Origin of the sequence: Enterococcus sp. DIV1304_2 (genome assembly GCF_050555445.1) — a bacterium.
In the GTDB taxonomy this organism is placed as follows: domain Bacteria; phylum Bacillota; class Bacilli; order Lactobacillales; family Enterococcaceae; genus Enterococcus_B; species Enterococcus_B pernyi.
This window is the reverse complement of sequence record NZ_CP187851.1, coordinates 1,363,394-1,378,324: the sequence shown is the minus strand read 5'-3', so window position 1 is coordinate 1,378,324 and position 14,931 is coordinate 1,363,394. Positions and strand designations below refer to the sequence as shown.

The 14,931-nt window shown below is 38.6% G+C and carries 2 protein-coding genes; both read right to left on the bottom strand.

The genetic code is table 11. The features are described 5' to 3' along the window. Positions 1-18: 18 nt before the first annotated feature. On the bottom strand, positions 19-7,209 hold the full coding sequence (locus IGJ14_RS06415; RefSeq protein ID WP_430608417.1) for a QWxxN domain: 7,191 nt from the start codon (positions 7,207-7,209) through the stop codon (positions 19-21). A 300-nt stretch (positions 7,210-7,509) separates the two neighbouring features. Beyond that, the gene (locus IGJ14_RS06410; RefSeq protein ID WP_195339262.1) at positions 7,510-14,769 is read right to left on the bottom strand and encodes a QWxxN domain; all 7,260 of its coding nucleotides are present in this window, start codon (positions 14,767-14,769) and stop codon (positions 7,510-7,512) included. Between the last annotated feature and the right edge of the window lie 162 nt (positions 14,770-14,931).

Here is a 14,931-nt window from a genome sequence, read left to right as displayed (position 1 = left end):
TAATTTTTCCTAGTCTCATTACTTTTGAAGATTTAAGTCGCTCTTTTTTTTGGCTGAGGTGTTTACTTGTCCTTCATTCACAAACCCACTGATTTTCGTGCTAAATCCAACCAGTTTATTTATCCGCGGCTTTTTTTGATTCTTCTTATTCTGATTCTTCTTACTTTGTTTCGTCTTATCTTGTCCAGAGCCTTGCTGATTGGTATTCTCTTTATTAGGCGTACTGGTTGGCAAGGGACTTGCAGTAGTCTGGACTATCGGTTTTTTTGTAACTCCCAATTCTAGATTTCTTTCAGCTATATTGAACTGTCCTGAATTCATTAATGCAAGAGAGACCAGCATTTCACCATTTATTTTTGGTTTGTTCTGTTGATTGCTGAGGTCTCGTTTAAAGAGTTTTGGTCGTTGATTGATTGGACGTTTATTGAAAGGATTCCCTAATGCAATATCTCTAATGATTATCGTAAGGGTTTCTGCATCAAGACTTTGAATATTCATACTCATCATCGCGTCAGTTTTTTCTGCAAGTATAACCGCTTCTTCTGATAACATCGGAGAGTTCTGGTAATCTGCTAACTGATCAACAAAGCGAGTAAACTCCTCCGTTTTGAAAAAACCTGGATACTTTCTGAAATATTGGTTGCGAACATCTGCTCCAGATTTCGAATATCCTGACACCATATACGGATAGCTGGAAATAACGTCATATGTCATGGACATGATATGTGTTGTTTCATGGATAAGAGTTTCCTTTGGATCTACAGATATCTGTAGTTTTGGCATATAATCTGGATCAATATGATTCATATCAGCAATAAATATGATTCGACACTCCGGATCATGACTCATCATAAACGCATATGCCTCTGGGATCGCTTCAACCTTTGAATAGAATACTTGCTTCGCTTCATTTTTTTCTAACTCTGTAGAGACGATCCAAATATTTTTAAATCCCCAATCCGCTGACTGGCGAAGAAAGCGTTCGCCTTTTTCAGATACAGATAATAGTCTTTTAAAGATCTCCCTCAAATAAGGTTCACGATTTTTGATCAGATACATGTCAAACATTTCTACTGCATACTTACCTTCAGGAGTTTCCGCAATGTTATCTAGTTTCAACAACTCAATACATCTTTCTTTTGTAGTTTTGAAATAATTGATTGCTTCATAAAATCCATCTGAAAGTTCTTTCAAATAAGGTTGAAGGTAATCAGGCACCTTGCTAAGATCCAAACCCGAAAAAACTTTGTAGTCTACAGGTTGTGAATGATACATTATTGCAATTACTTCAGATATTGATTGACGCATACTTTCCTCATTCAACATAACCTCGACTTGTGGTTCGGGAATAAAAGTAGTTAATTTCTTAGGTTCTACATTTTTATCGACCGTCCTTGGTAGCGGATCTGTGAACACTGCCACTGCTTCCCTGATTTTATTCCATTCTTCCCATTTACCTGGCGTATTTGGTAGTAGTGGATAGGATGGAGTTACCTGTTGTGACGTTTTTTCCCCTTGGGATGTGCCAACAGTTCCGCTTGAAGTACCTGGTATCACCTCATCACTTTCTCCGGCTCTTCTGATCTGGTTTTGAATGTCAATCGCTTGTTTTTCAAGCTCAGTTTCGAATCTAAATGAGCGGTTAATTGGATCGAACCGTAAGATAGTCATCGTTTCAAGGATATCTTTTTTTACTAGATGGTACCGATTTACATCTTTATCCAGTAAGATCAATGGAAGATAGCGATCGTTGATTCTAATATAAGACCTCCCCTCCGCATTCCACATCAAACCTCGTTCATCTGGGGGTGAAAGGATACTTGGGTCCCATAATGCCTCAAATTGATTGATTCGGTTCGTTATATCTATTTCTACAGGTTTCCTCACCATTGGCGATGTAGATGGTTCAAAATACCATTCAATCCCATTGAAATTGACAGGTAAAAGCTTTTCTCCATCAGAAACATCGTAGCGTACGCCATGCTTTTTGAGCACAGTTATTTCGACAGGAATCATATGCCCATCCATTTGAAGCACAGAAACTCGTTGACCATCTCTTTTTTTGAATGTAAAGATGTTCCCTTCTCCATAAGCTTTAGGATTTAAATTGGGTTCTTCTACGAATACTTGATCAACGTCCAATGTTCTTGAAAGTCGTTGGATCACTACCTTTTGTCTTGGTGTGAAGGTAGCAGGTCCTTCAAATTCTCTCAACTGGGTACCTCTTAAGGTAAAATATTTCCCAAACACATCCCCATTTCTAAGGTCATTTACCCTCAAGTATAAATGGTTTGACATACGCTTCACTCGGACTTCTGGACCATCCTTTGCTAAGCGAGCGGTCACATATTTTTTTGTCCAATCAGTCTGTTGACTTCCTAATTCGCCTAATTTTGCTAATGCTGCTTTTAATTCTTTTCCAATAAATTGTTCATTGCTAAATTTGACTAAACGTTTCAAAATGAAGCGTCCACTACCTGCGATCAACTCCACGCCCGGCTCCAAATAACGTATCGTATTTATGATTAGCCCGCTAAGTTCGGTTAGCGTCGGCAGAAAGCGTGCGCTGTTTTTTAGCGTCACACTCATCCCACTTTTAACGACAGATTTTGCGACTCCTAAGGCAAACCGCATGTTGAAAGTCGTCACCTGACCTAGAAGTGGGATCAATGAGACCGCATCAATCAGACAATTAGGTACTGCTTCTTCAGCATTTTGTTCGGAGATACCCACCACGCAATCATAAAAAGGGATCACGTGTTTTAAAACATTCCAGACTTTTGTAGCGGTCGTTTGTTCATTGCCTGAGTCGTATAACTGTTGATAGAGCGCATCTCGATGCTTCAAACTGATTTGATTGGCGAGTGTCTGTTTCGTATCTCCACGAGAAAATTCCTTATCGGTATGCACTTTCGTTGTGAATGTATAATCTTTCTTGCCAATCCGGATCATATCCCCATTTTTTCGAAATTGCCCATCCCAAATATCTTTCTGATCCATCAGGCCATAGGTAAGGAATAAAAAGGGATCTTTGTCCACACGATAAAATTTATAGCCACCATTTTCCACTTGTTTCAACGCATACCATCGTTCTTCGTTTCCCTTGAGGACAACGATCAGATCTGTTTGGTTCAAATTGAGCGTCGAGTTCAATAATTCCTCCTGTTTATAAAATAAAAGCGGAGGAACTGAACGTAAATTCATTGGGTACTGATATTGACGGACTTCACTCTTGAATTGAGCCGAAGCTTCATAAATTCGGCTATCAGGAGAAAAGATAAAATCCAACTCCTGTTCTCGGATCGATTGGATTGAAAGCTGGATCAAAAACTCATTAAGCAAGTGAAAGGATTCTGAGACATCTTTTGTCAATCGAGTATACCAATTCTCAAGATCTGGTGGGATCCATGGACCGGGACAAGGGTTACCACCAGCTAGATACACTTGACTCGCAGCCAAATCAAGTCTTATGCCAAGTCGATTACACTCTGCTAGTACCTCATCTACTAACACAAGCTTTCGTCGCCAGTTGGTCACAGCTTGTCGATACGTAAGAACAAGATCATCCGCAATCGCTTGCATCTTCATCATCTGGAGATAACCTCTTTGTGAATAACCGATAAAGGTAGTCAGTGCTACTTCGATAAGGTTTCCTTTCACTAGCGCTTCTTGCATTTTATCAGGTTCTAGTTGCGCCACAGTGAGCAAAGCTGGCGTTAAAAGGAAGGACAACTCTTCAAAGTGACGGATGCCTTCAACACTAAGCGTTTCTAAGAAAAATTCACCTAGCAATTGCTTCTCAGTCTGATTAAACTGTCTAGCAAAACCTAAATCTGTCATTAAGCTCTCACCTGTTAATTGAATCAATGAATTATAATCAGAAATCAATAAATTATCTGAAAGATTGCTTGACTTCAATAAGTAATTTGGCAACGCTCGGTTGGACAAAGAAATCCAAAGTTTCCTAAAAAACATCTCTGTGTCGCCTGCTTGATTGCCCTGTTGTAAAGTATTGGATGGCGGAGATAGGTTGATCACTCCTGCTTTTTTTAATTCTTCAAACATGAGCAATTTTCTAAGATGACCAATCGTAAAGGCTGATGGATCAGGGGAATCGACGATTTTCTTTACGATGTACGCTTCGATCGAGCTCCCCAATACATTCTCAAACGCCCACTTCATCACCGTTCTTTCTGCACTGGAATCAGAAATCATTTCATCTGGACCGCCACCATATAAGTTCAATTCTTTTAAGATCAAAGAAGCAACTGCCTGAACTTTCTCAGGCATGATGACCGTTTGCTTCTCACCTTCGATGAACCATCGCCCCATCGCACTCAGAACATCTTCTTTTGTCGCCATGCCAATCAACAGACCTTTATTACGAAAGAAATTTTCGACTTGTTTTAATAATTTTGGACTACGCCATTGCTCACTATTTGCTGTTTCTTTCGATTTCTTTTCTTCTTTGATCGGTGATTCTGTCAGAGTGGTCTCGTTTATGTCTGTAGAAGTTGAGACTGTACTATTTTCAAGTATGGATTCATTATTCACTGATCGTGGCACTACAGTCAATAATGATTCATCGGCTTCAATCAACTCCCACAACCATTTCGTAAAAGTGATTTCAGCATGTTCATTTGAAATAACACCATCTACCTTTTCATCGAGGATCACTTGGGCGATTTGTTTGACTTTTACCATATCAATGATGTCTTTAGTTGCTCCCTCAAGTAATATCCAGTTTGACACAGTTTCAGCAAAAACATTGGGATCCGATGCATTACAAGCAACATCTTGCTCCGATAAAAATTCCGCTACTCTTTGGCGTGCCATAACTTGATCATTCATTGATGGCATTCGTGATGATTCTACTGGTTCATGAAGGTTCTTTAGAGGTGGATCTATATTATTTTCACGAAGAAACAGTTCGATTTTTTGATTCATCTGTTCCTTACGTTCCTTTTCCTGATCCTTTTTGATTTTATTGATATCGATGCCCAGAATTTTTTTCTTAGCTTTCTTGTATGTATAACCGATCTGCGCATTATTTTCTTCCCATTGCAACAAAATCGCTCGTGCCATATTGACCGTTAAATGTTTCTCTGTCAATCCATAGGCTTTCAAAAGTAAGTTGGCTGCTGTTAACTCCCTTTGGAGGATTTCATCGTACAGTTTGCCATTAAAAATCCATTTTTGCAGCCAATAGATTAACTTTTCAGGCGTTGGCTTATTCAAATAAATTCGATGCTTGTAAAGAAATTCTTCAACGATTGCGTTTACTTCTACTGTTTTTGATCGCCTGTTGAAACTATTTTTATGGTAATAAATCGCTAGAATTTTGGTCCCCTTAGAAACAGTCTCTGGGCGCTGATGCTTAAAATCCGCATAAATTTGATTATTTATTTTTTTTTGATTTTGTAGTCGAATCACTGCATCATCCTCTACAGGTGATAAGCGATACTGCTCCGTTTTTTCATTGATTTCTTTAAATTGATAATCAATCAACAATGTATTCGTTTTCCATTGATTATAGATCGACTGTAACTTTATGTCCGATAAGAAATCCCCTAGTCGGACATTTTCTATCCCATATCCGGTAAGTATCCGGTAAGCGAGATACTGTGCTCTAGCGGAGGACAGAGACTCTTCATTTTTCCAATTCATACCGGCCCATCGTTGGACAACTTTAATCAATTCCAGATCGGTCGCTTGCGTAGGAAGTAAATTCTGATCAACAAAAAATTCTTTTAAATACGTGTTCACTTGAGCTGTTTGATTCCTTCTTTGAGAAAGCAACTCGTCATAATAAAAGTTCGGTAATGGGGACAAAATCCCCGTAGGTTTTTTATTTTTAGAGATTGCTTCAATGATTTGAATGACTTGTTCATATCCAGAATCCATAGAAGGAAGTAGGAGTTGATCCTCTAGATTCCCTTCAACAGTTTGAACAGTCGTAGATTGATCGGGCATTGGTCGACCAATAATGGGCGCTGCCTCTACGCCTCTTGTGACTAAAAAATCATATTTTTTTATGAAGTGATCAAGTTTTTCCGCCAATTTGTTCGTGAGTTCCCATAAAGGTGATATCGCTTCTGCCACCACTTCCTTGACAGCTGGTTCCGCCATTGAAGCTTGTGTCTGGGATTGATCAGGTAAAACTGACGCTAGAGGAATATTCGAATTCTGATTTATTTTGCTATCCATCGTATCATAGGACGAATGATTGACTGAGAACGTCTGAGTCAGCCACTCAACCAAATGATCCATCACTGAGTATCCATTCGTGTCTGCTGGTTGCTCTGTATATGTAGCATTTTCAGGTTTACCGAAAAATGTCGTAAAGAGCTCGGTCAGTTCTCCCCAAAAAGCATCAACGATTGGCGCTTCAGGAATAGGAGTTCCATGCTTTTTTGTTTTTTCTTTCGTTCTTCTATTTTTTGTTTGATAGAATTCTTCCACCGTTGATTCAAATACCGTTTTCATTTTTTTGGCTGCTTCTTCGGCAGTGAATCTGTGTGTTGTCTTCTCTATTGTTTGCTTTTTAAAAGAAAATTTTTGAATACTCGCAGGCATACTTTTTCGTTCTTCATTGGTTGTTTGTGATTTTGTAATAGCTGTCTGACAAATAGTTTTAAAATGAGCTTGTGTATGATTGGCGCTATTCCAAAGTCCAAGAGGGTTTTGGTGAAAGATCTCGCTCGTAGTCGTGCAATTTTCGACTTGCGCAATTCGATGCGCCATTTTGTGCAGCCCTATGCTCCACTGATGGGCCTTCTCTACTAAATAAATGAGTGAATTCGAAGGCAATGCAACCTCAATCGTCGAATTGGTAGGTATAGACGAATGATTCGGCGTAAATGGGGTAAATCGCTGGGGGGCCGCAGTAGAACTTGACACTAAAGAATGTAAAGAGGTCTCATTCCCTTGTTGTCGTGCTTCTACAAATGTATCCACTTCAAATGCAGCAGTCGTTTCTTGCACTGCACGCTGTCGATTCGGTAGATTTGCTTCCGATATCCGAAGATTTTGACCAACACTTAATAAGTACAATATTCCTGTCGGCGACCAGACTCCTCTACCGACAGGATAATGCCCAAAGCTGTCTGCAAGTGAGCTTAGATTTCTTTTTAGGTTATCTTCCGTCATATATTTCTGTGATTTGTTGTTGAATTGACCGATTTTTTCTCGATGTTGTTCGATAGGCATCTTCATACTCCTTTGTTTATTAGGTATTTGTACGCATCTGATAAGAGATAGATCGTGTAAACAACTAAACCAAAATTTGTCTAATTAAGATGAATAATTGACTAAGCAAAACAAGATTTATTGCATCGAAATGTAGTCACAAAATAAAATACTAATACCTAAAGACAGCCAAATAATCATTAAACTAAAATACTAATACCTAAAGACAGCCAAATAATCATTAAACAACTGTTGTCTTTATCCCCAGTGTCAACGTATTTTACAATCGTTGACCTGCATGATCATTTCAGGATCTCAATTTTATAAATTCATTCCTACCAATTTATTCTTATTTTGTCTCCTTGTTGAAGTTCTATTTAGCGCCTGACTCTTTCCAACTCCTCTATTTATGAGAGCGGAGAATTTATTATAAAATGATGGGTTGGCGCTTACAGGCTGGGAAACCTTAGATAAGGTACCAGTTTGTTCGACAGAGCTAGATTGAGAAGTTCCTTGATTGCTTTTTTCTTCCGAAACATTCAAATCACTTCGCTTCACTCTTGTTCGTTGTGCAGGAATCTCTCCATTTTGTGATTGACTATTTAGTATCTTTCTATCTATCACCGAAGCAGAACCAGCTTGTTTTGAATCCATTGAGGTAGAAAATTCTGTTGTAGGACTTACATCGCTAAGTGTGCTTCCTAAAGGGGGTTCCTTCGTCACTTCTAAGCCAATACTTCTTTCTTCTGTCGCATACTCACCGATTGACATCAATGACAGATTGATAAGGATATTGCCACTTCCAATTTCCGCAGTTGGCTCTTGAGTTGGTTCATCCACAGAGCGTTTAGGTCGCAGGAGCGGTTGATCATACCTGTACCCATTGGCAACATCTCTAAGAAGCGTACCGACCATTTCCGCATCATTCAACATATAATTAGCCAACAACATAGAATCTGTACCGAAATTCCGAAAAACAGCCATTCGTGATAGCTTATCCATACGGAAATAATCTGCTATCATTCGAACAAAATTAGAAAAACCAATGGTTCTGAAATTCTTATGATACCGAGAAACGAAATCGATTAGTGCATCTTTTCCGCGCCTTAAAAAACCACGGCGCACCTCATCATAAACGACGATATCATCAGTCATTGAAACTAAATGAGACGTTTCATGAAGTAAAGTTTCTGAGACAGGCGGTGCAATTTCAACTTGTGGCCAATAATTAGGGTTCTTATTAAAAGAATCAGCCATAAGTATGATTCGATTTTCGGCATCCGTCCGAATCACAAATCCATATGGCGAAGTACGTTCTTTACTTAAGGAATAGAATTTCTTCGTTATCGGATCTTTTTGGAAATCGGTGGAAGCAATCCAAATATTCTTAAATCCCCAATCTGCTGATTGCTTAAGAAATGCTTTGCTTTTTTCTGCGATTGTCTGAAGCCTTTTGACCACTTCTTTTAAGACTGCCTGTTCCTCTGGTTTGCCATATACATTAAACATATTGGCTAAATAGGTTCCTCTCGTCGTCGAACTTATTTTCTCAAACCTTAACATATATTTACATTCTTCGATAACAAGATCTACAATATCCACCGCTTCATTATATTCTTTTGCTACTACTTTCCGAAATTCTTTTAAATGTTCCGGCATTTTTGCGGCATCTAAACCAGCAAATACACGATATTTATTTTTCAATTCGGGTGGTAAACAATGCTGAATACCCAGCTTGATTTTTTTTATGGTCAGCGCTTCATCGGTTATTATCTCTTTTGGTGGTTCTGGTATAAGCTTAGTTAATCGTGGGAGTACCACTTGACTATTCTCCAGTACAGGGACATTATTAGGGCGATCAATCTCGATTGCATTCATACGTGCTTTCCATTCTGGCCATTTCTGTGGTATTTTAGGCACCCACATATAGGGTGGATAATTAGGGTTGCTAAGAGTTACAGAGGTCAGCTGATTTTGTGTAGAGGCTGGTTGACCTTTTGATGTGCTTGCTCCCTCATCGAAGCCGCCAGCGAATAATAGATCATCCGGACGTTCAACAACGCTTTTCTCCAACTGAGTTTCAAAACGGTATTGATCGATTCCCGGATCCAATCGTAAGACAGTCATAGGTTCGAGTATATCTTTTTTCACTAAATGATATCGGTTGTTTTCCTTATCTAATAAGGCCAAAGGAATATAGCGTTCTTGGATCTTAATATAGGTTCTACCTTCTGCACTCCACATCAAACCATTTCCATCTGGTGCTGACAGAGTACTAGGGTCCCATACAGCTTCAAACTGATTGATACGATTCGTCACTTCGATTTTTACTGCTCTCGAAATTAGCGGGGATGTATCTGGTTCGAAATACCATTCAATACCATTAAAGTTCACTGGTAATACTTTATCTCCATCCATTACATCATAGCGCACACCGTATTTCTTTATCGTTTGGATCCTAACAGGAACAAGTTGACCGTCCATTTCGATCACATCCATTTTTTTCTGACCATTTTTATAGATTTCCATGACCGTTCCTTCACCATAACCTTTAGGATAATAGTTTATCTTTTCGATAAACATCTCATCTGGCTGGATATTGATTTTTAAAGATTGGATGATTTCCTTTTGTTTTTGAGAAAAAAATACGGGTCCTTCAAATTCTCTCAGTTCTTCTCCTCTTAAAGTAAAAACTTTTCCATAGACATCTCCTTTTTTAAAATCGGAAACTTTGACATATAGATTGTCTTTCATTTTTTTCACTAGAACTTGCGGACCATTTCTTGGTAAACGAGCGGTAACAGTCATTTTTGATATCACTGGTGCAGGTAAATCTTTTTCATGTTTTTCAAGTTTTGTTAGGACTGGTTTAAAGTGGATATTTCTCGTAAGAATTGGCTGGTTTTTTAATTTTAATAGGTTCTTGATTACAAAGCGTCCACCGCTAATTGCTGCCTCAATCCCTGGATCGATATACCGCACCACACTAGCCAAAAGACTTCTCAAATCGGAGAGTTTTGGGAGCACTTTTGCGCTGTTTCTTACCAATCCTGTTACCCCACTTTTGGCAATCACTCTTGCAGCGCCTAAAGCAAAACGGACATTGATAGTAGTTATTTGCCCTAATACAGGAATGACAAGAAGCGCATCAATGACACAATTAGGTACTGCACTTTCAACATCTTTGTTGATGATGCCAACGACACAATCATAAAAAGGGATGAAATGACTAACCGCATCCCATACTTTACTCGCCATCGTCTGGTCATTTCCGGATTCATATAGTTGTTGATACAGAATATCTTTATGTTTCGTGCTTATAGTATTGAATAAAGATTCCCTTTCATCACCATGAGATAATTGTTTATCTCGATGAGTCTGCATGACAAAAGTATAAGAATAATCACCGATCCGAATCTTAGCCCCTTCTTTTTTATATTTCTTCCACCAAAGTGATTTGAGATCTATCACATCATGATCTAAGAACAAAAGTGGATCTTTATCCACACGATTAATCGTATATCCCCCTTCTTTTTCTAACCTCTTCAACGCATAGACCCGTTCTTCATTCCCACGAACGGCTACCAATAGATCTGTATGCTTAAGGCGTAAGATCAAATCATCCCTATTTTCTTTTCTACTAGCGATAACGAGGGACGGGACTGAACCGATCGGGTTTGAGGCAAGAGCTGCCTCATCTCTAAACTCAGCCGTTCCTTCATAAATGCGCGTCTCAGGAGAAAACATAAAATCTAACTCTGTTTGACTATACGAACCGATGGATAGTCCAATCAATTTCCGATTCAACAGATGATACGACTCTGCCACATCACTGGTTAGCTCTCTGTACCAAGTTTCGATATTAGGTGGAATCCAGGGGCCTGGACATGGGTTCCCACCAGCTAAATAGATTTCTCCTGCAGCTGGAGGCACCCTAATTCCGAGTCTTTCACACTCTTTAAGGGTCTCATTAACTAATGCTTGTTTTCGCCTAAAGTTGATCACAGCCGTTTTATAGTTGCGATAAAAACGTTTAACTTCTTCATCGTGAGCCATGATCGCAAAGTAGCCTCTTTGGAAATAGTCAATAAACGTACTGATCGCGACTTCTTTATAGTTGCCCGTTTCAATTGCAATTTTTAAGCTAGGGGCATCTAGTTGCGCTGTTGTGAATAATGCCGGTAACAGCAGCTGATCAAATTCTTCGATATCCTGGACCCCTTTTTCACTGACTGATTCAAAGAAAAGTTCACCCAACGTTCGAATCTCTTCTTTGTCAAATTTATCTAGAATACCTGCAGCTGCTAGTATCCTTGATCCTGCAATCTGCATCAATGAACCATAATCTGAAATCAATAGATCATCTGACAATTCACTTGATTTGAGAAAATAATTAGGGAGCAAATAGTTTAGACACTCCTTCCACAAATATCCTATGTTAGTCTCTAACTCTTTTTGCTTTTTAGCATCATTATCTTTATTAAGAATAATTCGTTTGTTCTTTACCAATTCCTTCAGTTTGAATGAGTCTCTCAGTTCACCAATCGTAAAACTTGCCGGATTGGGATGATCAAGGATTTTTCTTGTCGCATATTCTTCCACTGAGCTGCCTAGCACATTTTCGATGACCCATTTCATGATTGTTTTTTTTGCATCATTATCAGAGATCAGCTCATCTTCTGCTCCACCATATAAGTTTAATTCTTTCAGTATAACAGTGGCTATTGCTTGTAGCCTTTCAGATCTAATTTCCCCTTCATCTTTATTTTGCATAAACCATTTGCCTATTCCACTCAAAATATTCTCTTTTGTGGCTGGTCCTGTGATCAAATAATTTTGACGTAAATATTGCTCTACTTTATTCGTCACTTGTTGACTTCTCCATTGAATTTCATCATTTTTCAAGTCAGGTTTATCCGGTTTTGGTTGTATGTCAGGTTTCAAGTCAGGCTTATCCGTTTTTGCCTGATTGTCAGTTAAATCAGGCAACTCTTTTTTTGCCAATTTCCCTTCTAACCAGTTCGCAAATGTCAACTCTGCTTCCTTATTTGAAATGAGACCATTATCTTCTTGGTTAAGTATCGTTTGTGCGATTTGTTTTAGTTTAACAGGATCGATCACTTTCTGAACCGCCCCTTCAAGCAAAAGCCAATTGGATACCGTGTCCACTAATAACTGAGGATTCGATAGATTACAGACAACACCCTTTGTTTTTAGAAATTGACAGATTCTCTGATCGATTACTTCTACTGGTTCAGTACGTCGGTTTTGATCTGCAGGTTGTTCAACGCCATGAAGGGTTTCATTCTTAGGTATAATGTGATTTTCTTGAAGAAAAGACTGAACTTGTTCTTCCTCAGTCTGATCTGATTTGTCCTTGCGAGCATCTGGCGCAATCGCATCTATATTTTTTTTTGCATATTTATAACCCATTTGTGCATTATTATTTTCCCATTGGAGGATCACCGCTCGTGAATCATTTGTTCCTCCAAGAGTCATTTTCGATCCATAGGCTCTTAATAACTCTTTCGCTACTAACTCTTCTCGACTCACGATTTCTTCATATTTCCCTAATCTGAATATCCACATCCGCATCCATCGGACCAATTCACTTGCGGTAGGATTCTTTAAAATGAATCCTTGCTTTTCTGCAAAATCAATCAGTTGTTTATTCACTGCTTCGGTTTTTTCCCGATCGTTAAAGAGATCGCGATTGTAAATAACTGCTGTAATCGTCTGGTTTTTTGGCACAGTAGCAGGAACATCGTTGATAAAGTCCGAAAAAATCTGGTTACATACATTCGTTTCCTTTCGATAATAAGCCTCGAGTGGTTTTTCCGTAGGTGACATTTGAATGGGTTTCGACTTTTCTTGGTAAGTATAATTTACCAAGTGTACATTGACTTTCAACTGCATAAAGACTGCTTGTAGTTGTTCTGTAGTCAAAGGATCTCCTATTCTTACATTTTTCAAACCATAGTTTCTTCGAATGAGGTAAGCGGCAAATTGAACTTTAGACGAGTCTTGCGAAATATCACTCATGCGACGGATTTTAGCCCAACTCTCAAACGCCTTGACTACTTCAAGATCATCGGCATTTTTGCTCACAGCTTTTTGTTTGATTAAAAAAATCTTCAGTTTTTTGATTACGTTCTTTGTTTCGCTCTTACTTCGGAATAAAGATTTATCGTAAAAAAAGTAGGGCAAAGGTTCTTGATACCGACTAGTTGGGGTTCGATCATGTTCAATATCTTCTACGATCCCCTTCACTATCTCGATCTTTGAAGATTGAGGTTTTTTTGCTACTTTCTTTCCCCGTTGGTTATCTTTGACTGTCTTGCCTTCACTTTCTGCTCTAACATTTAGACGTGGATCGTTGATCGGCCTTGCTTCAGCTCCTCGAACTACGAATAAATCCCATTTTTTTATAAAGTTGGTCAGTGTTTCATCCATTTTGCTAAACAATGTCCAAAATTGTGTCGCAAATCCTTCCTCGTCTTTTTTCAAAGTTGGAATTCCACTTGAGAAGTCATAGGATCGAAAAGCATGAGGAACATTTGTATCTTTTGAAGCTTTAGATGTCTGATGGATCTCATCTTGGTATGAAATGCTTTGAGCCATCATTGATAAAAAGCGAGTGATCAGCGAATCTCCTTTTAAACTTTCATGTTTTTCTGTATAGATTGGTTGATCAAAATCATTAAAAAATGTGACGAAAGCCTCAGTTAGTCCCTTAAAGAAATTAGCTGTCCCAGAAGTATCGTTTGTCGCATTTCCTGTTGTCTGTTGATCCGTCTGATGGCTGGTTTTGTTAAATGATTGTTGAAAAATATTTTTTAGTTTTTCCGCCGAATCTTCAAATAAAAATTGTTGTTTGGAACTCCCATCGTCTCCTTTCTTGAAGGAAAAATGATGTAGCTCTGTGGGTTGATCAGTTGGTTGTTGATTTATCTTTTGAGACTCAGCAATCGCACTCTGACAAACGGTTTTAAAGTGGACTTTAGTGTGATTGAACGGATTAGATTCTTCCTCTAAAATTGGGCGCGTTATGCTCGTCTTATTTGTTGTGCATCCATATGTTTCTGCAATACCGTGTGCTATTTTATGTACATTTAAACTCCAATGATGAGCAAAATCTGTCAAATTGTAAGTAGTATTATCATAAAAAGTTCGAAAAAATGGTGCATTCACAGTAGCAATAGCCGTCGAGTTCTCTGTCAAAGCTGGTGTGAGCAACGTCGTGTTCACCGTCGAATGAGAGGTGAGCGAATTCAATACTTCTGATTGATTTGCATGTTGTGTGACTTCAACAACAGTATCTGCTTCAAAAACAGCGCCACTATTCTGCTTAACTCGTTGTTGTTTGGGGCCTTCTCCTCTAACGACCACATTTCCTAAGATGCTCGAGACATATAGTGACAATAATAATGGCGAGTGAAGAATCTCTGGTGTTGGGGCATGACCGACGTCAGAAGAAATTGCTTTGACTGCCTCTTCAAGAGCTTGCTTATCTTCTTTATCATTCTTTTCATTGTTAAATTGTCCATTTCGTTTTCGATTACTTTGATTATCGATTGGCATAGCTTTCTCTCCTTGTTTTTTTGATGAGATACAAACTTAACAGTACAATTTTATGCCCCAATTATACATGGTCGTCTGTTTGAACTCGTGACTAGTTTTTTTTTAATAATAAAAACTTGAACTTTTTTTGTCACTCAGTTATAAATCAATCATTATAAAAAA

What these genes read in the sequence shown, in the direction of transcription:
- IGJ14_RS06415 (WP_430608417.1), bottom strand. Translation starts at nt 7,209, where the DNA reads ATGCCTATCGAACAACATCGAGAAAAAATCGGTCAATTCAACAACAAA.
- IGJ14_RS06410 (WP_195339262.1), bottom strand. Translation starts at nt 14,769, where the DNA reads ATGCCAATCGATAATCAAAGTAATCGAAAACGAAATGGACAATTTAAC.